The organism is Tolypothrix bouteillei VB521301 (assembly GCF_000760695.4).
GTDB classification, from domain to species: domain Bacteria; phylum Cyanobacteriota; class Cyanobacteriia; order Cyanobacteriales; family Nostocaceae; genus Scytonema; species Scytonema bouteillei_A.
Genome location: NZ_JHEG04000001.1, coordinates 7,537,462 through 7,558,356, shown reverse-complemented (window position 1 = coordinate 7,558,356; position 20,895 = coordinate 7,537,462). Strand labels below are relative to the sequence as shown.

General features: G+C 41.7%; 22 protein-coding genes and 1 pseudogene. 12 read left to right on the top strand and 11 right to left on the bottom strand.

Translation table 11 applies throughout. The features are described from left to right. Positions 1–54: 54 nt before the first annotated feature. The 5 genes from HC643_RS30915 to HC643_RS30895 all read left to right on the top strand — a co-directional run bounded on the left by HC643_RS30915 (position 55) and on the right by HC643_RS30895 (position 5,904). Positions 55–1,452, top strand: a complete 1,398-nt coding sequence (locus HC643_RS30915; protein WP_038082178.1) for an ATP-grasp domain-containing protein — start codon at positions 55–57, stop codon at positions 1,450–1,452. 86 nt (positions 1,453–1,538) lie between these two features. Then, positions 1,539–2,246 (top strand): TauD/TfdA family dioxygenase, encoded by a 708-nt coding sequence (locus HC643_RS30910; protein ID WP_038082177.1) that lies wholly within the window; start codon positions 1,539–1,541, stop codon positions 2,244–2,246. 54 nt (positions 2,247–2,300) lie between these two features. Continuing rightward, entirely contained in the window at positions 2,301–3,362 is a 1,062-nt protein-coding gene (locus tag HC643_RS30905) for a methyltransferase (RefSeq protein ID WP_050046663.1), read from the top strand. 15 nt (positions 3,363–3,377) lie between these two features. Beyond that, a complete protein-coding gene (locus HC643_RS30900) occupies positions 3,378–4,631 on the top strand; it encodes an MFS transporter (protein ID WP_050046664.1) in 1,254 nt (417 codons plus the stop codon). 25 nt (positions 4,632–4,656) lie between these two features. After that, positions 4,657–5,904: a family 43 glycosylhydrolase gene (locus tag HC643_RS30895; RefSeq protein ID WP_050046665.1), complete on the top strand. Its 1,248-nt coding sequence runs from the start codon at positions 4,657–4,659 to the stop codon at positions 5,902–5,904. Between the two features lie 70 nt (positions 5,905–5,974). On the opposite strand, the gene HC643_RS30890 is transcribed toward HC643_RS30895, so the two are convergent. Next, complete coding sequence (locus HC643_RS30890; protein WP_038082168.1) at positions 5,975–6,694, bottom strand: SDR family oxidoreductase; 720 nt, start codon at positions 6,692–6,694, stop codon at positions 5,975–5,977. Between the two features lie 475 nt (positions 6,695–7,169). On the opposite strand from HC643_RS30890, the gene HC643_RS42800 reads away from it, so the two are divergent. After that, complete coding sequence (locus HC643_RS42800) at positions 7,170–7,880, top strand: winged helix-turn-helix transcriptional regulator (RefSeq protein ID WP_063779565.1); 711 nt, start codon at positions 7,170–7,172, stop codon at positions 7,878–7,880. A gap of 78 nt (positions 7,881–7,958) precedes the next feature. Here HC643_RS42800 and HC643_RS40945 read toward each other — a convergent pair. The 3 genes and pseudogenes from HC643_RS40945 to HC643_RS30870 form a co-directional block, all read right to left on the bottom strand. Beyond that, positions 7,959–9,084 (bottom strand): annotated as a pseudogene (locus tag HC643_RS40945) (RNA-guided endonuclease InsQ/TnpB family protein). A 427-nt stretch (positions 9,085–9,511) separates the two neighbouring features. Continuing rightward, a complete protein-coding gene (locus tag HC643_RS30875) occupies positions 9,512–10,027 on the bottom strand; it encodes a hypothetical protein (RefSeq protein WP_038082166.1) in 516 nt (171 codons plus the stop codon). Between the two features lie 170 nt (positions 10,028–10,197). Next, a complete protein-coding gene (locus HC643_RS30870) occupies positions 10,198–10,338 on the bottom strand; it encodes a ribbon-helix-helix protein, CopG family (protein WP_038082165.1) in 141 nt (46 codons plus the stop codon). Positions 10,339–10,389: 51 nt separating this feature from the next. On the opposite strand from HC643_RS30870, the gene HC643_RS30865 reads away from it, so the two are divergent. Further along, the gene (locus HC643_RS30865; RefSeq protein ID WP_038082164.1) at positions 10,390–11,595 is read left to right on the top strand and encodes an RNA-guided endonuclease InsQ/TnpB family protein; all 1,206 of its coding nucleotides are present in this window, start codon (positions 10,390–10,392) and stop codon (positions 11,593–11,595) included. 32 nt (positions 11,596–11,627) lie between these two features. Here the strand turns inward: HC643_RS30865 and HC643_RS30860 are convergent, their stop codons facing one another. From HC643_RS30860 to HC643_RS30850, 3 genes are all read right to left on the bottom strand, one after another. Continuing rightward, positions 11,628–12,452 carry a phytanoyl-CoA dioxygenase family protein gene (locus HC643_RS30860; RefSeq protein ID WP_038082162.1) on the bottom strand — a complete coding sequence of 275 codons (825 nt, stop codon included), beginning with the start codon at positions 12,450–12,452 and terminating at the stop codon, positions 11,628–11,630. A 646-nt stretch (positions 12,453–13,098) separates the two neighbouring features. After that, the gene (locus HC643_RS30855; RefSeq protein ID WP_038082304.1) at positions 13,099–13,416 is read right to left on the bottom strand and encodes a hypothetical protein; all 318 of its coding nucleotides are present in this window, start codon (positions 13,414–13,416) and stop codon (positions 13,099–13,101) included. 73 nt (positions 13,417–13,489) lie between these two features. Next, positions 13,490–13,747: a hypothetical protein gene (locus HC643_RS30850; protein WP_038082161.1), complete on the bottom strand. Its 258-nt coding sequence runs from the start codon at positions 13,745–13,747 to the stop codon at positions 13,490–13,492. A 138-nt stretch (positions 13,748–13,885) separates the two neighbouring features. Here HC643_RS30850 and HC643_RS30845 point away from each other — a divergent pair, with 138 nt between their 5' ends. Beyond that, positions 13,886–14,107 (top strand): hypothetical protein, encoded by a 222-nt coding sequence (locus HC643_RS30845; RefSeq protein ID WP_038082160.1) that lies wholly within the window; start codon positions 13,886–13,888, stop codon positions 14,105–14,107. A 36-nt stretch (positions 14,108–14,143) separates the two neighbouring features. Continuing rightward, positions 14,144–14,980 (top strand): CRISPR-associated endoribonuclease Cas6, encoded by an 837-nt coding sequence (cas6, locus tag HC643_RS30840; protein WP_038082159.1) that lies wholly within the window; start codon positions 14,144–14,146, stop codon positions 14,978–14,980. Positions 14,981–15,061: 81 nt separating this feature from the next. Here cas6 and HC643_RS30835 read toward each other — a convergent pair whose 3' ends face one another. The 4 genes from HC643_RS30835 to HC643_RS30820 all read right to left on the bottom strand — a co-directional run bounded on the left by HC643_RS30835 (position 15,062) and on the right by HC643_RS30820 (position 17,477). Continuing rightward, positions 15,062–15,409 carry a hypothetical protein gene (locus tag HC643_RS30835; protein WP_038082158.1) on the bottom strand — a complete coding sequence of 116 codons (348 nt, stop codon included), beginning with the start codon at positions 15,407–15,409 and terminating at the stop codon, positions 15,062–15,064. 315 nt (positions 15,410–15,724) lie between these two features. Further along, positions 15,725–15,931 carry a hypothetical protein gene (locus tag HC643_RS30830; protein ID WP_202048673.1) on the bottom strand — a complete coding sequence of 69 codons (207 nt, stop codon included), beginning with the start codon at positions 15,929–15,931 and terminating at the stop codon, positions 15,725–15,727. An 11-nt stretch (positions 15,932–15,942) separates the two neighbouring features. After that, positions 15,943–16,506, bottom strand: a complete 564-nt coding sequence (gene def / locus HC643_RS30825; RefSeq protein ID WP_038082157.1) for a peptide deformylase — start codon at positions 16,504–16,506, stop codon at positions 15,943–15,945. 356 nt (positions 16,507–16,862) lie between these two features. Beyond that, the gene (locus HC643_RS30820) at positions 16,863–17,477 is read right to left on the bottom strand and encodes a LysE family translocator (RefSeq protein ID WP_038082156.1); all 615 of its coding nucleotides are present in this window, start codon (positions 17,475–17,477) and stop codon (positions 16,863–16,865) included. A 113-nt stretch (positions 17,478–17,590) separates the two neighbouring features. Here HC643_RS30820 and pdxR point away from each other — a divergent pair, with 113 nt between their 5' ends. The 3 genes from pdxR to HC643_RS30805 all read left to right on the top strand — a co-directional run bounded on the left by pdxR (position 17,591) and on the right by HC643_RS30805 (position 20,891). Continuing rightward, positions 17,591–19,024, top strand: coding sequence for a MocR-like pyridoxine biosynthesis transcription factor PdxR (gene pdxR / locus HC643_RS30815; RefSeq protein ID WP_038082155.1), 1,434 nt, complete (start codon positions 17,591–17,593; stop codon positions 19,022–19,024). A gap of 99 nt (positions 19,025–19,123) precedes the next feature. Continuing rightward, positions 19,124–20,026 (top strand): cell division protein FtsX, encoded by a 903-nt coding sequence (locus HC643_RS30810; protein WP_050046668.1) that lies wholly within the window; start codon positions 19,124–19,126, stop codon positions 20,024–20,026. Positions 20,027–20,084: 58 nt separating this feature from the next. Continuing rightward, complete coding sequence (locus tag HC643_RS30805; RefSeq protein WP_038082153.1) at positions 20,085–20,891, top strand: DUF3598 family protein; 807 nt, start codon at positions 20,085–20,087, stop codon at positions 20,889–20,891. Positions 20,892–20,895 lie beyond the last annotated feature (4 nt).

Genomic DNA, 20,895 nt, shown 5'->3' with positions numbered 1-20,895 from the left:
GTTAAAACAATTAGCAACTAACAACTAACAACTAACACCTAACCAACACCTTTTATGACACAATCGATTTCTTTTTCTTCACCAGTACCAGCAACACCACCCTTTTGTGTAAAAACACGTTTTATTGCCCTGTTCCAAAACTTAGGCGCTTTAACATTGCTCTTGTTAGCGCTACCTATTAACGTAGCGATCGTTCTGATTTCTTTAATTTGGAGTTTCTTAAGCCGTCTTTTCAGTACCCAAGAAACGACAGTTGCAGGCGCTAAAAATATCCTTATTAGCGGTGGTAAAATGACGAAAGCCTTGCAGCTTGCACGTTTCTTTAGTGCTGCGGGACACAGGGTTGTTCTCATAGAAACCCATAAGTATTGGTTATCAGGACACCGATTTTCTAATGCTGTGTCTCGCTTTTACACCACTCCTACTCCACAAGACGAGCCCGAGGAATATATTCAAACCTTAGTAGACATCGTTAAGCGAGAAAATATCGATGTTTATGTTCCTGTCACCAGCCCAGTTGCTAGTTACTACGATTCTCTAGCCAAGCCAGCACTATCACCTTATTGTGAAGTCTTGCATTTTGATGCTGATGTGACGAAAATGCTAGATGATAAATTTGCTTTTAGTGAGAAAGCACGAGCTTTGGGTTTATCGGTTCCCAAATCATTTAAGATTACCAACCCAGAGCAAGTGTTGAATTTCGATTTTTCTCAAGAAACTCGCAAGTATATTCTCAAAAGCCTTCCCTACGACTCTGTACGTCGTTTAGATCTTACAAAACTACCTTGCAATACACCTGAAGAAACAGCAGCATTTGTGAAGAGTTTGCCAATCAGCTTGGAGAAGCCTTGGATTATGCAAGAGTTTATTCCTGGCAAAGAATTTTGCACTCACAGCACAGTCCGAAATGGAGATTTAAAACTGCACTGCTGTTCGGAATCTTCGGCTTTTCAGGTGAATTATGAGAATGTTAAGAATCCTAAAATTCAGGAGTGGGTAAGGCATTTTGTCAAAGGGCTAGGATTGACCGGACAAGTTTCTTTTGATTTTATCCAAGCTGATGATGGGAAGGTTTATGCAATTGAGTGCAATCCTAGAACCCATTCGGCGATTACAATGTTTTACAACCATCCTCAAGTTGCAGACGCTTATTTAGGTACAGAACCTTTAGCCGAACCCCTCGCTCCAGTGCCAAACAGTAAACCTACATACTGGTTGTATCATGAAGTCTGGCGGCTGACGGGCATTCGTTCTTTTGCTCAACTGCAATCTTGGATAAGGAATATTTTACGAGGAACTGATGCTATTTACGAGTTGCATGACCCATTGCCGTTTTTGATGGTACACCACTGGCAAATTGCCTTGCTATTGCTTAACAACTTACGACAACTTAAGGGCTGGACGAAGATAGATTTTAACATTGGTAAACTTGTAGAATTGGGCGGTGATTGAGTTCTTTTTCTGTTTATCTGATGCTTGGCTTTTGATAGTATTGGGCTACGTATTTCTATAAGGGTGTACTGGGGGAGTTCTCACTCATGGCGATGAGTTCTTTTGAAACTGCTACCGATAGTAACATCACGGGCGATATTGCTATTGCTAACCACCACTATCTGCTGAAAGAGCAGGGATATGTATATCTTGAAGAAATCCCCGATGGTTTTGACTACCTGGGATTCGTGCAGAACTTTGGGACTCTTATCCCACACAAATACAACGGCGAATATGTGTTTTCTATCAAGGTCGAGCCGAATTTAGGAGAGCGATACCCTGCTTTCACTACAAGCGACGTTGAACCACACACTGAGGGCTATGAGTATGAGCAGATACCCTTACACTATCAATGTCTGTGGTGTGTGAACCCTCCAAGTTGCGGTGGCGGACATACACTTCTAGCGGATGGTTACTCTTTTGTACACTCACTGACAAATGAAGAGCGTGAATACATCACAAACAACCACTTTGATTTTGTAACTCCAAGTAATAACATCGTCAAACATCCGCTCTATGATGTAGAGTCCTGCGAACAACCCATAATTAGGTTCAACTTCAGCAGCATTAAACGTGACAACGCTCCACATTTAAACAACATTACTAACCGCTTTCTACAGTTCTTTGACAACGAAAAAATCTCTATCAAGTGGTCCAAGAATGCCTTGCTAATTTGGGACAATTTCCGCATGCTACATTCGCGAACACAGTATCAGGATCGAGAACGCCATCTGAAGCGAGTTTACATAAAGTAAGTTGATAAGCTCTGAAATGGCAGTATGCGTTACCTATTTCTTATTGATTAACTCATGACTACTACCCCAATCAAAAAAGCTTCTTCAATGGAAGCTAAGAAAAAACTTTTCGATATGGTTCTGGCTTTTATAAAAAGCCAGTGCATTTACATTGCTACCCGCTTGGAAATATTTAATTTCTTAGAGAATGAGGGAGAGCAGAGCCTTGATAGCATAGCTCAAAAGACGAAAACACAACCTGAAAGGCTCTATTTTGTCCTTAGAGCTTTAGCACATTTAGAAGTCTTGGAGGAAAAGCCAGGGCGAGTTTTTGCTCCTACTGAATTATCAGCCCTTCTCGTTACCAATAAGGGACCATCCATCGGACATTTTGCCATGCATATTACAGAACCCGCTCAGTGGGATGCATGGAAAGTCCTTGAAAATGCTTTGCATACGGGTGAAGTACCCTTTGAGAGAGCAAACGGTAAAGGAGTTTATGAGTTTTGCCGGGATAACGAATGGAGCGGCGATACGTTTATCAATGCGATGAGTTTTTTAACCGATCATGCTGTTGACGCATTGTTAGATGTTTATGACTTCAGTCGCTTTGGTACCGTGATGGACGTAGGAGGCGGACAGGGTGGGCTCATTGCTCGCATTGTCAAGCGCTTTGGCTGTAAAGGAATGTTGTTTGAAGTTCCTTATGTGGCTGAAACGGCGATCGCTTATTTGGAAAAGCAAGGGGTTGATAAAGAGGCGGTGCAAATCATCTCGGGAAATGTCTTTGAATCAGTACCAAGCGGTGCGGATGCGATCGTCATGAAATATTTTATCTCAGCATGGAATGACGAAGATGCGATGAAGATATTGCACAATTGCAAGCAAGCTCTCCCAACTCACGGAAAAATTATTCTTTTACAGGCTTTCGTTCCCGATTTAGATGAACCAAAAGTAGCTCCTGATGGTATTATGCCTGGAGTTTTTGCGGTACAGGTGAATGTTGCAGTCCCTGGGGGTGGATGGCGCACGCGACGACATTTTCAGGAGTTGTTTGAGAAGTGTGGATTTCAGTTAGAGAAAGTGGTTGACACAGAAACCAACCTCTCAGCTATGGAGTTTGGTTTAGCGTCTTAATCAGAGCAGGGATAGATGCAACTTATGTCAAACAATGGTAAGGAAGATCGAATGACCGTGCAGCGAGTAATTTGCATCATGGTCTTGTTTTATTTAATCCAAACTTATGGAAGTCTTCCAGGATTTTTCGGTCTTCCCCTAACTATCTACCTTAAAGAGAGTCTGGGACTTTCTCCAGCACAATTAGCAACCTTTAGCAGTTTAATTTTTACACCCTGGTTAATCAGACCACTTTATGGAATTATTGCAGATGCTATTCCCATATTTGGCTATCAGTTTAAAAGCTATTTTCTAATTTGCTATACGCTAGCAATTGCTGTTTTATTAGGGTTAAGTCGCTTTCAATTTAACACAATTTCTCTACTGGCGATTGGCGTGCTGTTAGTCAATTTATCTATAGCCTTTAGCGACGTACTAACAGACAAAATAATGGTCGTTCAAGGTAGGATTTTAAACAATACAGCAGTCTTACAGGCATCTCAATGGACTGCTTTGGGTTTTGGTAAAGCGCTTCTATACTATATCAGTGGTTGGCTGGCTCAAAACTCTAATTTATCAACCGCTTTTTTGCTCACTGCAATTGTACCGCTGATTGGTGTCGTCGCGACCGTAGTATTACTTGCGGATGAAAAAAAGCAGCAGCAAACAGTTGCGATCGCAAGTAGCATCAAATCCCTTTGGTCAGCACTCAAGTCACGACAGCTTCTTGCTGTTATTGGTTTTATTGCTTGCCTTGAATTCTCTCTCGTTCCGCCCCTCGTAAATTACCTTATATATTATTACAAGGATACTTTAAAGTTTGATGCTCAATTCATAGGTCTTTTAGGTACATTTGAAGCTTTCGCCAATGGTTTGGGTGCGATCGTTTTTGGAATCTTTGCCTTTAAGATTTCACGGCGGTCGCTGCTCAATCTTGCTGTTGGCTTAACTGCTGTTTCTACAATTGGTTTGTTATTTATACAGAATCAGCAAACAGCTATCTTGGTGAGCCTATTTTTTGGATTTTTTGCCATGATTGCCATGCTAGGTGTACTAGAAATTGCAGCTAGAGCTTGTCCTGTTGGTGTAGAAGGTGCGACCTATGCACTGCTCATGTCTGTGTACAATCTTGCCAAACAACCCGGTTCCATCTTGGGCGGTTACTTATATGGTTGGGATGTTCCAGTTTCCGCCCTTGTCACGATCAGTGCTGCATTTACAGCGTTCTGTTGGTTTCTCATTCCTCTACTTAAGTTAGAGCAATTACCAGCTAGGGAAATAACTCAGTAAAGCTAACAAGCAAATTCGCATTCAAATGAGACTAAATAAGTTACAACAGAAAATCATCAGTATTCTTGAGCCTCTACCCATAAAAAACGAGCATTTGGCACCTACAGGTATAATTGAGCCTCTTCAAATTAGGATAGGCGAAACTGTCACGGGAGTTTTGCGATCGCTGCGCCGAGGTCAACCGATGGTTTGGGACCCTTGGATACTTAAGGATGGCGATATTTATCGTCTTTTCTACTTAGAAGGACTAGAAGGACAAATCCCTTGGTGGACAATCAGTAAAATTTGCGGTGCAATTTCTACTGATATGAAGCAGTGGCAATATCTAGGAACCATTCTTGAGCCGGAACCAGCTAATGACTGGGAGTCGGGAAGAGTGTGTGCGGGTTGTACCTATAAAGAAGATGGTGTCTACTACCTGTTTTACTCAGCAGGTGGTAAAGAACCACCTCACTTGAGGAATGAAGCTATAGGCTTAGCAACATCAACCGATGGCATACATTTTTCACGTTATTCTCATCGCCCTTTGTTAATGCCAGAAAAGGATGATTCGTGGTATGGAAGAAGTAACTGGACGGGACATTTTCACTGGCGAGACCCTTATATTTTTAAGGATGAGCATACTGGCAATTATTATATGTTCATTTGTGCTGGCTCTAAAGTCAGTGGTAATTTTCAAGGCTGTGTGGGTCTAGCAGTAGCAGACAAAATTTCTGGTCCTTACAAATTATTACCACCTGCTGTAGAAGCACCTGTAAATGCTTCCGATTGGCCTTACTACCACTTAGAACGACCCCAAGTCATTTACAAGAACGGAAAGTACAATCTATTCTTTTCGTGCTTTAAGCAGTTCTTCAATCCCAATTGGCTGCAAAAAGTGAAGCATAAAAGAGTCACTAATTCATCTCTATATTGGTATATTGCTGACAACATTGCTGGTCCTTATGAGCCTGTTGACAATGATGAATATATTGTTAAGGGGAGCGAAAAAACTGGGATGTATGGTACTAATTTTCTTCAGATATCGGATGAGCCAGAAGAATTTATTGCTTATGGTTGGTATCACAGAATTCATGCTTTAGAAGTTTCAAAAGCATTTCAAGTTATCTGGAAACATAGCTGCGATCGCAGCAGTAATCAACAGCAATTGGGCAATCTTGAAATTTCTCTTTCTAGGAGTCATATCAATCCATTGGAGTCTGTGGGATATTCAAGACCTGGTTTATTCTTGAAAAATCCCGCCTCTTCTAGAGGTGGGAGTGTCACCAAATGATTCGATGTTGATTTGGCACTGTCCATCCCCACCCTACCTTCGCTTGAGGGCGGGGACTTCCGTGGTTGCGTTAAACAGGTTGGTCTCTGGGAACTACCAACAGACGGGGAATAAGAACGTGCTCTGGCTGCTCTAGGATAAAGCGGACGCAATGAGCAATATCTTCTGGTAACAAAACACCGCCAGAATTAATGAAGGATTTGTCTTCTGCATTCCAATGGTCATAAAGCCCCGTATCTACTGTCCCTGGAGCGATCGCAGCAACTTTAATGCCAGTACCAGCCAGTTCCATTCGTAAAGCATCGGTAAAGGCTTCAACGGCATACTTTGTACCATTGTATGCGCCGTAACGAGGTACTGTTTTCAATCCAGAAATGCTTGAGGTGTTAATTAAAAAGCCGCTTCCAACTTTTTTGAAGTGTCGTAGAGCCGTGTAAGCCATTCTATAAACAGACTCAACGTTTAAGCGAACCATCTGGCAAACAGCTTCGATGTCTACTTCTTCAATGGAGCCTACAGTCATCCCACCTGCATTGTTCAGAACCACATCAAGTTGACCAAAAGTTTGAAGGGCAAAATCAACCAGTTTTTGAGGCATATCTACATCTGTGATAGCTCCTGCAAGAACGCTAGCATTGTTTAGTGATGCAGCCAGTTTCTCAAGCTTATCTTGCGATCGCGCACTCAGAACTAGCTTCATACCTGCAGCATCAAGTTCTTGAGCAATCGCTGCCCCAATACCGCTACTAGCACCTGTGATGATAGCTACTTTGTTTTGTAAAAAACTCATAATTTCCTCTGGATTTTTGAACTTTGCAAGTTATTAAGTGCTCATTCACTTGAGTGTTTGTTTGACGGAGCCTTCTATTTTGCTTACCCTACCTGCACCCATACTGAAACGTATTGGCGAGATGAGCAATATCAAGACCGATCGTGCTCTCAAACAAATGCTCTACCACAATTGCTCATCTGTTTTCACTGTGGAGTGTGGTAATTTTTTCTCCATAGCAAATTTTTCAAGAGATCTTTCTCCTAAACTCTAAGGTTAGTTCTCGTACACCTTGAACAAGTTGAATTTACAAAATGTTGGCTGAGAAATCTTGTTGATTGTTGCTAAAAGCAAATTAATCTTGCTTTTTTTAAGCTTTATTTTAGATTTCTTAGGAATTTTTTATTGAGATTTGCTCCTCTTGTAACTTTATCTTGGATAAGGAATAGCACGAGCCATCAATAGTTACCAAATAGATACTAATGGAATTGCGAGTATGCCAAAAACAGAGTATAACTGCCCGGTTGAAGTGACACTAGAAGTGATTGGCGGTAAGTGGAAATGTGTTATTTTGTGGTGGTTGAGACGAGACGCAAAGCGATTTGGAGAATTAAAACAGTTAATTCCTGGAATTACCCAGAAGGTTTTAACTGGGCAATTGCGAGAACTCGAAAGAGATGGATTGATTTGTCGCGAAGCTTATCGTGAAGTTCCTCCTCGTGTAGAATACTCACTGACCTCCTATGGCGAAAGCTTGGGACCCATTACGGAGTTAATGTGTGCTTGGGGAAAAACGCATAAACCTGAATACGAATTTGGCTACTTGCGATTGCAAGGTTTACACGTTCTAATAGTTTCCAGTGAAACAGCAGTTCGCGATCTCCTCCAAAGAATGATAGAAGAACGTGCAGCACGGGTTATAGCAGTTGGGAATATCACTGCTGCTTTGACAGCAGTAGAGCAAATGCAACTTGATGCACTCATTGTTGATATCAGGGGACTTGGTGAGGAGAGTTATAGACTTATCCAGCAAATAAAAAGTGTTGAGGCAGTACAAAGAAGACAAATCCCAGCGATTGCGCTAACGAGGAGTGACGCAGATCGGGGACGAGCAATTCACGAGGGATATGCAGTACATATTGCTGAACCTTTTGAACCAGTCGAGTTGGTGGCTATCCTTGCCAGCCTCACCAGTCGTCCAGATTAACCAAGATATTCCAGCCCGCGATAAAATACAACATGAGTTTGACATACTCCGCGCCCTAAAAGTGCGCGGATTCTAGGCTCAAGCAACAACTGCGGACATAGCCCGTCTTACGTCGTCTAACCCAACAGTTGATGCCCCAACTGTACAAATATTTTTAGCGGCGTTTTCGTCTCTCCCATTCAACGATTGACAAGACCGGCAGCGCCACTGTCTGACAGACAAATCCAGATTTTCTAGAACGTATCCGCAATGAGAGCAAGTCTTGGTAGACGGATACCAGCGATCTATAAATACAACTTGTTTGCCTTTGATAGTGGCAACCCACTCTAGAATTTGGAGAAATTCTCCAAAAGCTAGATCTGATATTTTGCGACCCCAAAGACGTTGCATTCCTTTGAGGTTGAGTGTCTCGAAACAAAGCACGTCAAACTTATTGGTTAAGTCGTGAGCTAACTTCCACTCGCCAGTCGCATCTAGCATTGGTCACGCCTTCGTATTTGCGTACCAAATTTTTTCTAGCTCGTTCTCGATTGGAAGAACCTTTTAACTTTTTGGAATGCTGTCTGCTCGCTTTCTTGATGGCGTTGAAAGACTGTTTTAAAAATTGAGGAGACTCAATTTTTGTACCATCCGAACAAGTGAGGAATGTCTTAAGTCCAAAATCAAACCCAGCAATTTTACCTGTCTCGAATTTGATTTGCGGACTGTTTGTATTGTCAACTACGATCACCATAAACAGTTCGCCCAGTGGTGTCCGTTTAATGGTTAATGTTTTGACCGTTCCTTCAATTTCTCTGGACTTCCAAAATTGATAGACTCGATTTCCAATCTTGATCCTATTAGCACCCAGAAACTTGTATCCTGCTTGTTTGAGAGTGAAGGATCTGTACTTCTTGATTTTCTTGAATCCTGGTGGACGAACCCCCTTTTTGTTGTACTTGAAAAATAATTGGTACGCTTTCTCAATGCGCTGACAGATGTCCTGTGCTGCTTGAGAACCCACCAATTGCCAAAACGGGTTCCGCTTTCGCAATTTAGCAATATGAGATTGAAGCTTTGCACAATTCAAGTGCTTGCCCCACATCTTGTAGTACCGATGATGCAGGGCAATGCAATGGTTGTAGATAGCCCCTGACGCGTTAATCGTTCGCTTGAGGTGTCTATTCCGCTTGTGTTCGTACAGCTTAAACTTCAATGATTTCATGTTATTATTGTCCCACATTTGTCGGCAATATGACAGCTTCAATTAAATAAAACCCGGTAACGGGATTGAAACAACCCTCCTATACCCGAGCAAAGGTCTAGAACTTTCTTTCAATTAAATGAAACCCGGTAACGGGATTGAAACTCTGCAAAAGTGCCGTTATTGCATGCTGGCAATGTGTTACTTTCAATTAAATGAAACCCGGTAACGGGATTGAAACCAGAGAGCGATCGCTCGTTTTGTACCAAAAGCTGTGACTTTTAATTAAATGAAACCCGGTAACGGGATTGAAACTGACTTCTATAGAGCAAAGCGTTTTTCTAGGCGTAACTTTCAATTAAATGAAACTTAGCAACAAGATTGAAATATGAAGGAGGAGCGATTTATAGATGAATATCCTCGCCCTCTTTCAATTAAATGGACTCTCTTACTCTGTGCCCTCTGCGTCTCTGCGGTTTAACATACAAATTAAATATGGAAGAGGGATATACCATTTCTGTATAACGATGCATCTAATTAGCCCGCGCAGGCGGTGAGTCCAGCCCTGTAGGCGGGTTTCCCGCCGTAGGCGACTGGCGAACCCGGAGGGCGAACCCGAAGGGGCTTTGTTTGTATAGCCCCACATTTCTAATGTGAGGGAATTTGAAACGCCACTGCGAAAATAGAATTCTCTTGCTAAACAAACGACGCGAGCTTCCGCAGGCTCTGCGATGAGTCCGCGTAGGCTGACGAGCGTTTGTGTAGCTGCAATTTCAACCGCAAGCGCATTTTTTCCACGTTGGGATGCTCCTGACGAGTGGAGTATTTTGAGGAAATCGCAATACAAAGAAAGTTGTATGGCAATCAATACTACAAGGGCTGAGAATTTTTGTGGCTTTGGATCGCCATGGAGAAACTCAATAAATACCTGTAAATGTTGGGTTTCGTTCCTCAAACGCCACATCGCTCAACGGGGGGAACCCCCACACGCGAGTGGCTCCCCAACCTACCCATTTTCGTGTTTCCACGCAAAACCTACGCAGTATTGGTATGGCAATTGCGTCTAGTTAACAGTTAGAGTTTTGTGTCACTAAATCCTCTGACCAAAATTAATGGGATACAAGCCCCGTGCTTCTAGCACGGCTTTTTATTGATTTTTAATTTCCTAATCAACTCTCTGAGTACATCAGATTTTGTTCTTCCAGAGGCTTTGCAATATTCTTCGAGGTGCTCTAACTCTTCTTCTGTTAATCGAAAAAATACACTTTTATTCATTGCTTTGTATATTGATATGATATACAATAGTAACAAATTTAGGGAAAAATAGTGAAAGCAAGGTATCAGTATCGTTTCTACCCAACAGACCAGCAACAGCAGAGTTTAGCTCAGTTGTTCGGTTGTGTTCGTGTGGTTTGGAACGATGCTCTTGCTATCTGCAATTCTTCTGAAAAGCTGCCGAGTAACAACGACTTGCAAAAGTTAGTGATTACGCAAGCTAAAAAGACTGAGGAGAGAGCATGGTTGTCTGATGTTTCTAATATCCCATTGCAGCAATCTGTAGCTGATTTAGGAGTCGCCTACAAAAACTTTTTTGATTCACTCAAAGGTAAGCGGAAAGGTACGGCAGTCGCTACAACGCTTGGAACCCCCGCAACGCGCTGCCTCAAAAAAGTTGGTACTCCACGGTTTAAAAAGAAAGCAGGACGGCAATCAGCAAGGTTTAGAATTGGTGGATTTTCAATTAAAGGCTTGGAAGTCTATTTAGCCAAAATCGGTAATGTTAAGCCGATTTGGTCTAGAAGTTTACCGTCATCCCCATCAAGCGTGACAGTCATCAAAGACTGCGCTAATCGCTATTTTCTTAGCTTTGTTGTAGAGATTGAACCTATTCATGTTGATGCCAAAAACCAAAGCATTGGTATTGACTTAGGTGTAAAAACCTTTGCAGTTATGAGTAATGGGGAAAAAGCAATCAGCCCAGACTACTCAAAGAAAGACCGCAAGATACGCAAACTACAACGCAAACTAGCAAGGCAAGAAAAGGGCTCTAAGCGCCGTGAGCGCACCCGTCTAAGAATCGCCAAAAAACACAACAAACAAGCAGATACCCGAAAAGATTTTCTACACAAGCTATCAACCAAGGTGGTTAGTGAAAACCAAACTATTGTTTTGGAAGATTTAAATGTGTCAGGGATGGTTAAAAATTGCAAGTTGGCAAGGGTGATTAGTTTGCAAGGCTGGCGAGAATTTCGGGTATTGTGTGAGGCTAAATCTGAAAAACTTAGTCGAGATTTCAGAGCAATTAACAGATGGGAACCCACTAGCCAGACTTGCTCTTGCTGTGGGTATCGGTGGGGTAAAGTAGATCTCTCAATTCGTTCAGTGGTTTGCCTAAATTGCGGTACTGAACACGATAGAGATGAAAACGCAGCTAAAAATATAGAAATGGTCGGCATGGGGCATCGGCACGACCTTAAATGTACGTCGAGACAGAGTAAGACGACAACAGTCGCGTCAGTCGATGAAGCGTAAAGAATCACCGCACCTTCAGGTCGGTGAGTATGTCAAAAAAGTAACTCGGCTCTGGGATAGGTGTCATCCCAAAATTGAGTGCAAAGGTCTGGTCGCTCTGGGGGGTTAGCGGTGTAGCAAAAGAATAGTGTTGAGCGAGCTTGCATGCGGATTGTCCCGTGATGTAAAACATTTTTCGTATCTACCATAACAATCGTACCTGCTGAACCGGGACAAGATTTCCAAGCTGATTTGGGAATAGCTTTTTCTACATCTTTATCATCTATGCCCATATAGCTTGACTTCCAAAGTTCGTAATAAAGTCGGTAGTATTGCCAACTCAATAAAGAAGTTAAAGAGCGTGGAATATATTGAAATGGTCCATGCTGTTCTTCAACATCATGCAAGTAAACAAAAATCTTGATTAGACGACGATCTTCTGCATCACTGTGCCATAACAATGTACCAAATTGATGCTCGCTGGGAAAATCTTTCCGTAAATGCACGCCATGAAAAGTAATAGGAAGACCTATATAATTTTCGATGATGCTCAGTAGCCTTTTTTCTGTCGCCCAACGAGAGAACTCTGGTAATCCTGTAACTGTGTAAATTTGCGGCCATTTTTCATCTAGATGCTCATTATTTGGTTTTTCCATGCGAGACAACTGACGCTTAGCAGCTTTGAGCAATTCCAAGCTTGAATTTAATCCTAAATCTGCAATTGTTGTTACACAAACGCCATCACGCTTAAGAGTATCAACAATCCAGCGATCTCTGTCTTCTAATGCTGGCAAATTTTTCTTATACTTCCAACGCTTTATTTCATAAATCAAATCAGAGTAAAGCGCCTGTATTTTACGTTTAATGGTGTTTAACATGATGCGCGTACCTTTAAACTTTAATATTTGTGAGTTAGAGGATGTCTGAAAGTTTTTAGTGATGTATTAATGTTCACAGAGTCCCCTAAATCCCCTTTTGTTAAGGGAATTGCAGGAATATTCCCCAAATTTTTAAGGGGAACGCATGGAGAGTATTTCCCCCCAATTTATCGAGGTGCTAGGGGGAACCGTGCATACAATCTGATACTTCTCGGACAACCTCTTAGGTATTGAGCCGACTCTATTTATAATCCATGTTTTCTAAACTTTATCCGGATTTTTACAAAAACAAAAAATAGGGGAGTAAACTACTAATCTTATTTGCTAAAATGAAAAATTCTAACGAATATGATTCATATATACTGAGCCAAATTCCCTAATATTTAAGACAAATGCCTCTCCCCTAAATAAGTTAGGGGCGCTAGGGGGATCGCATATAGCGATCGCTTTGTGAAATGTTATGAGGAAAAAATTTGCATTTCAGGCAAAAGCTCTGCAAACTTACTCTTAAAATACTGGCAAGCTTTTATCTGAAATTACGGACTTCAGTACTGATAGTTGAAAAACGGCTATCTTATCTTTTAAGAGATTATAGCCGTTCTTTTGTATTGCATCTATTGACAATCGCTATATGTCTTTTTTCAACTTACGCTGCAGGATCTTCTCGACCAATGCCAAGACCCAATAAAGTATTTTTCACATCTTCCCAGTTAAGTCCGCAGTAGTAGTATTTATTCTCTAACAAGTTTGCCAAGTAATACCCTGGCTTACCTCCATTGATTCGGAATAACTCAATGGCAACTTTCTTTTTTGTTGTACCAAACATGAATTCAATATCACCCTCGCTTGGCAAATTTAAAGGATTGTAAAATACTCTTCCCTTAAGGAAGTGCCAGTAAGACTTTTCTGGGGTGATGTTGCGTTGAATAACTCGATATTCAATAGGGTAAACTATTTTCTGCATATCTGCTCCTAGGATAAACTGCAATTAGGAAAGCCCCCAAGGGCTAGTTGGGGGCTACTTGGAGGTTTAGGGATTAGCGTTGGCTAGTGCCGTTTTCCTCTTCGTCGTCCCCTCGGATGTCGAGGTCATCCAAAATGTCCTCTCTATCTACGGGAGTTTCTTGTCCCGACACGGGATCTATCTCAACCCAGGTACGTTGTTTTAACTGGAATTGAAAGATGCGGAAGACGGGCATCCAACCGTTGCCTCTCCCATTGCGCCTTTGATTTGGATCTGTCAATTTATTGCCTCCTGTGAGGGTTGCATTTTTCTGTTGTCCCTCATAGTTCAATTGTGTTCCCTGTTAACAGGGGATACAATCCCGAAGCCAAATTTTTAGGAAATGACCCAATGACAATAAAACCTATTAATCGCGGTTAACTGGGATTTATGTCATAATGATGAAGTTGCGATCGCATCTAGATGCAGTATGTCAAAAGGCAATCCCAATCCGGTTCAAACAAAAGCGTTTATTAGCAAGCAGTTTCAAGCTTACGGTGAGATAGAAAACATCCCTCTCTCAAAGAAAGTCACAGGTATTAGACTCCCGCAAGATGTGCATGAAGCATTATACGGGTTGTGTCCGGAAGATAGAGTGAGTTACTTGCGGCGCATCATTTCAGAAGCGGTACGACGCGATTTGATTTCATAAAACTCTCTATCATTACTTTACAGAGAGAAAAATTCTATGCCTCACAGTCTAGTTCTACACTTGCTTCCTCAGTCTCCCATTCCACCACAATTTCTCACCGGCAGACATCTTCACGCACTGTTTCTCAATCTTGTGAGTTCTGTAGATCGAAAACTGGGCGATTGCCTTCATGACTCCACATCTGACAAAGCTTTTACCATCAGTCCCTTACAAATCAAAACCAACGCCAGTCACAAAAATAAGACCCTAGACCCAACATTGCAGTGGGAACACCAAAAACCAATACCAACTGGAACAAGCTGTTGGTGGCGCATATCTTTATTAGATGACACTCTTTTGGCTCAACTCACCCAACTTTGGCTCAATCTTAACCCGGCTCATCCTTGGCATCTCGGTCCTGCTGACTTATACATTACCACTATCCTTGGGACACCTCACACAACACAACCTTGGGCAAACGCTATAACCTACGCCCAATTGTACGAGCAAGCTTCCGATAGCCAACGTCAAATTGCCCTTAGTTTCTGTACTCCTACTAACTTTCGTCAAGGTCATTTTGATACCGCTTTACCAACTAGAGAATGCGTCTTTAACAGTTTGCTTCAACGTTGGAACAAATACAGCGGTATTCCTTTAGAATCCAATCTCACAGAATTCATTTTCCCCAGTTTCTTTAACATTCGTACAGCTGTAGCAGTTGACTCACGCAGTAAATTTATCGGCTGTGTGGGCGAAATTAATTATCGGATTTTAGGTCAAGTCGATACCTGCATCATTAAACATATCAATGCCCTAGCGGATTTTGCTCTCTACTGCGGCGCAGGACGCAAAACCACCATGGGCATGGGGATGGTTCGTCGTTTGGAAGTTTAACTGGTTAGTGGTTAGTTGTTGGTTGTTCGCTTTCAGCATAGTTGCCTTTAGCAACTGGCTGCTACCCTCTTCCCTCTGACTTTAAGACAGTGGAATATATGGTGGTGCGATCGCTTTTTGACAGTTCACTACAGTTTTTAGTATCTCTACATTGAGACCAAAACCTTTGGTGGCAAACTTTTCTGTATGGGTTCCTCGTAAATTGAAAAAAGTTAAATATTTTTGAGCTAATTGATTATCTAGTTTGGCACAAGCTGCAATTTGGTCTACAGCTAATAAATCCAAAATAGTATCGTGTTCCCAATCTGGAAGGGATTCAAGACCCAACCAATTAGCCACAACTTTTGATGGAAAAAATCCATAACCGTTGAAAAAAACGTAGGCAAAGCTCACCTGTTTACCCACTTCACTGATATCTGTGTTGTTCATACAATTTATGAAATTTTCACGACACCTTATGTTTGAATAAGGTACAAAAGCTTTTGTTAGTGAATATAATAACTTTTTATATAAAATGTAAATTGTATTATAAGGTACAAGAATTAAGGTTAAAGAATCACGAGTAAAGTCTCAAGGATGAAGACAAAGCTTACCAAATAACAAATAGGGTGAGCTTTGCCCACCCTACTTATACTTCAACAATCAGTCGTAAATTTTTAGCAATTCTGGAAGTAAAAGGTAAAAGAAAAAAAGAAAAATGATTTATATTTTCTTTTTCCTTTTTCCTCGTTTTGTACCTGATGCTTATTTAATATTAGCTTTAGCATCCTTCACTGCAGCAACAAAAAATAATCCTGTTAGTGGAATGCTAAGTGCCAAGATAATCGCAGTCGTTTGAGTCCCTAAATCTGGTTGTCCGGAAGACAGTTCAAAAATTGAACCAACCGCCGCTATGGCTGCAATACAAGAACCTGCTAAAAACAAACCACTTTTTGGAGTTATTACGTTCACTATCAACCCACCTATGCTACTGGTTTTACTGCTTGATGCGAAAAGCCATGTTTGGATAACTCCTGTGCTAAAGCCAAAGAGTTATCTACTCTGTCTACAAATACTACCCCGTTCAGGTGATCTATTTCATGCTGAATGCATCGTCCGAGTAAATCTCCCGCCTTTAACGACTGGGGACGCCCGCTTTCATCTTTGTAAGAGATTTCTACCACTTGAGGACGCTTCACATCAAGGTATACGCCCGGTATGCTCAAACAACCTTCTTGAGCAACACACAAATCGCGGCTGACTTTTTTGATGGTGGGGTTAATTAATACCAAGGGGGGATTGGCTGGGTTTTCTGGATCGCAGTCAATCACAATCAGTTGTTTGTTGATTCCTACTTGGGGTGCTGCCAAACCAATACCATCTTTGCTATACATGGTTTGTAACATTTCGCGGATGATTTGGCGCAGTTCCTCATCGACTTTGGAGATTCGCTTTGCAGGTTGGCGAAGGACGCGATCGCCCAAATAATGCATTTCTAATGGTGGATTTTGTAACTTTTTCTTTTCAACAGCAATTTCTATAGGCATGATTTTGTAACTCGCTTATCTTGAGATAGGTCTTATAAGTTCAGAACCGCAACAAACAGCGTCTAAACTTATCTTAACAATTCCAGTTCCTTTACTGCGTCCTTGTAAGACCCATTATGACATTTGCCGCATCTTCCGGAGTTATGTGTATTTCGCCCGTTCTTATAAGTCTCAATTCATACTGACCATGCAATTTCTTGTTCCCAGGCTCAGCCTGGGAACGAGGTGAGGGATCTGACCTATCATTCGCTAACAGCATCCTCATAGGAGAAGGGTTTGGGGTGAAGTCTATTTTGGCTTTAGCGAACTCACCTTAAAACAAAGGAGTTGGAATGATTTGAGACTGCTATTACTTCCTATACAGCAAGATTTAAACCAAGAAATGCCAGTGTTCCGCCAGTCGCTATACGTAAGTAATTGGAAAATTGAGAATTCCGTATAAATAAGGTTGCTATGTTGCTTGAAAAAATACCAATTAGAGAGAAAATCATCAGGGCTTGAGTACCAAGTATCAACCCCAAGATAATTATTTGAATCGTAGAGTGGTTTGGTGAAGATACAAACTGTGGCAGAAAGGCTAATATAAATAACGCTAATTTGGGATTTAAAACACTAGAGAAAACGCCCTGAGCGTAAACAACACGCATACTGACTGGCATTTGTTGCTTTAAAGCAAGACTGTTTGGTTTGTCTTGTATCAATTTAATTCCAAGATAAATAAGGTAAACTGCTCCAACTAGTTTGACAACGAGAAAAAGTGTCTTGGAAGTTTGAAGTAAAACTGACATACCAAAAGCAGCCAAACAGGTATGAACAAAAATGCCTGTCGTTGCTCCCAATGCTGAAACAATTGCTGCTAGAGATCCTTGAGAAAAACCCCGACTAATCACGAGCAGCATATCTGGACCGGGAGCAAAAATAAGCAATGTTGATGTTGCAAGGAAAGCTAAAAAACTTTGTGCTTCAAACATAAACCAATTAAACGATAATTGAGCCTTCTTTGTAAGCTACCCAACTCAATTGGTTTATAGTAGAGCCACTTTTGGTAAATTTTTTAAGTACCAATTTTTGCTAGTAGACTTTTATGCTGTGGTTACCGATCGATCGCACATCGAACATCCCCTTGATTCGGCAGATCTATTTGGAATTACGCAACAAAATTTTAAACGCAGAACTAAAAGCCGAACAGCGTCTCCCTGCAACCCGCTCTTTGGCTGCAAGCTTGGGAGTGTCCAGAAATGTCATTTTAGAAGCTTACGACCAACTCATTGCAGAAGGCTACTTGGAAGGGCGATCGGGATCGGGGACTTATGTAGCTCGGGGGGCTTGTTGGGAATTCTTACCAACTCAAAGACACACCGAAGAAAAAATGACCAGCCTCCTGACAGATTCCCCGATGTCCCTCTCAGACAAAGAAACTGGCGGAATTGACATCATTGATTTTCGCTCCGGGCTTCCAGCCCTAGATTCCTTTCCCCGCAAACTCTGGGGACAGCTAGCCAAGCAAGTCTTTACGGAGATACCAAACGCTCTACTTGGTTACGGACAACCAGAGGGATGCGTTGAGTTACGATCCGTGCTCTCAAAATATCTTTGGAAAACAAGAGGTGTCATCTGCAATCCCGAACAAATTGTCATCACAAGTGGAGCAACTCAAGCATTTTCGCTAGTAGGGGAACTGCTTTTAAAGCCAGGAAGTCGAGTTATTCTTGAAGATCCGGTGACTCGCGAGCTCCAGAAAATATTTATTGCTTTGCAGGCAGAACTCTTTCCCGTTCCAGTTGATGAGCAAGGCTTGCAGACTCACCTCCTACCTCCTGACAAAAAACCAAGTTTTATCTTTGTCACGCCTTCCCACCAGTTTCCCCTAGGTAGCGTTCTGACCATTCAACGACGAATTTCCTTACTCGAATATGCCAAGTCTACGGACTGCTTTATCGTCGAAGATGACTATGACAGCGAGTTTCGCTATGAAGGGACTCCAGTCAGTTCCTTGCAAGGGCTAGATCCCGAACGTGTCATTTATATTGGTACTTTTAGTAAGATTCTCTCGCCTGCTTTACGTATAGGGTATATAGTACTACCAGTCTCTTTGGTAGAAAGGTGTCGTTACTTTAAACGGTTGAAAGACCAACACACTGCATATTTTGAACAACTTATCTTGGCCCAATTTATTCAGGATGGTTATTTGGAACGACATATTGCCAGAATGAAAAAGCTCTATCAAAAGCGACGACAAATTCTCAAACAAAATCTGATAGATCGGTTTGCCGATCGAGTCAAAATATTTGGAGATTCTACCGGGCTGCATTTCGTTGCGTCTTTTCCTAAAATCAACTTTTGTAAAAAAACTTTACAAAAACTTGAATCCCAAGGAGTGCGAATTTACCCTGTCACTGCTCATACTGTCTTTCAAGAGCGCCACCAACATCAAGTGATTCTGGGTTATGGCAATTTGACCATTTCTCAAATTGAAGCTGGTATCCAAAGGCTGCAAAAAAGTTTGAGTGATATTTAATATGCGTAGAGACTTAGCACAACCTCTGTTTGCAAAACTCGCTAATTGCGAGTATAAGAGATAGCATTATTTCTCCTTGCACAAACTCTGGGGTTTGAAGTGTTTAAATTTTTTACCAAGTTTGATTACCTACTTAAAGAGACTTTTCTCGGTTTGCGACGTGGTGGATGGATGAACTGGGCGGCTGTCAGTACCGTCACGGTATTATTGTTTTTATTCGGCATGAGCTTGCAAACATCTTGGCAGTTAGAAAAATTACTGAACCAGTTTGGTACCCAACTCGAAGTATCCGTCTACCTCGAACCAAGTGCTCGCATAGAAACACTCGAGCCACTTGTAGCCAATATGCCAGAAGTCGCTAGTATTCAGAAGATTACAAAAGATCAAGCTTGGACTAAGTTAGTTAAAGAACTAGGTATTTCTAATATTGAGAGTGCGACTCAACAGCTTGGCGAAAACCCTTTAGTTGATGAGTTAAAAGTCAAGGCGCAAAACTCTTCTGTTGTCCCAACTTTAGCGACACAACTGGCTAAGTTACAGGGAGTTGAGACAGTGCAGTATGTAGATGAAGCGTTGAAACGTATTGCCCAATTGCATCAAGGTTTAAATTGGGTTTCATTGGCGATTACCATAATCTTGACGTTGACCGCAGTTGCTGTGACTTCAACGACTATTCGCCTAATTGTCATAGCACGACGGCGGGAAATTGAAATCATGCAACTCGTAGGGGCGACTTCAGTTTGGATTTATTTACCGTTTGTGCTGCAAGGAATCGTTTTCGGTATTTTAGGAGGTGCGATCGCTTGGGGATTTATTAGCTGTCTTCAACAGTTTCTCAGTCGTTGGTTGGCCAATCAACCCGAATTTATTCAGTTTCTCACCAATGGTTTGCAACTGAGCGTACTGCAAACTCTGTTATTACCCATCATTCTCTTGAATTTTGGTGCTGTGGTGGGATTATTGGGAAGTCTCTTTGCTGTTCGTCGTTTTGCTAAAAGTTAAATTTTTGGTGAATTAAAGATTTATTCTTAAACTTATCACTTCTTATCATCGCTTAACTATGCACTCGCAATGGACAGCCCTACTACAAAATCTAGGCGAATGGCAAGGGTCTTTTACTCGCTTCTCTCCTCAGGGTGACATTTTGGAAGATACCCCAAGTGTAGTGACTTTGGAAGGGCTAGATAACAACCAGAAAATTCGTCAAACAATTCGTCTTGGGGGAAGTGAGAAAGTCTTAGAATACAGCACGCTTGCACGAAGTGTACTGTTTTTTAAGAACGGGGCGTTTTCCCAAGGTTCAATTCAACTCGCACCATTTTCTGAATTTGGTGCTGAATTTGGTTTGATTTATGAAAACCAACGCCTGCGTCTCGTTCAGTTGTATGATAAAAATCTTGAGTTAGCTCAATTAACCTTAATTAGAGAACACCTAGCAGGAACTCAACCACCACAAAAGCCCCAGCTGACAGTGGACAATTTACTCGGAGAATGGCAAGGCGAAGCAGTCACGATATATCCCGATTGGCGTTCTCCTGAAAATTATTCTACAAAAATGCAACTACAGCTAGATGGGAATGGACGACTTATCCAAAGTTTAACTTTTGGCGAGCGCACGATCTCCTCAACAGCTACTGTTAAAAACTCTATCATCCACTTTGACCAAGACCCCCAAAAACAGGTACAAGTCTTGCTCTTACCTAATGGTGCATCAGCAACGTCTCCACTCAAACTGTCAGTGCGTCAGCCGTTGTTTCTTGAAGTGGGTTGGCTTATTCAACCAGATTTGCGCCAGCGGATGATTCGCAGCTACAGTGACAAGGGCGATTGGATAAGTTTGACTTTAGTGACGGAGAAAAAAATTTAACCGG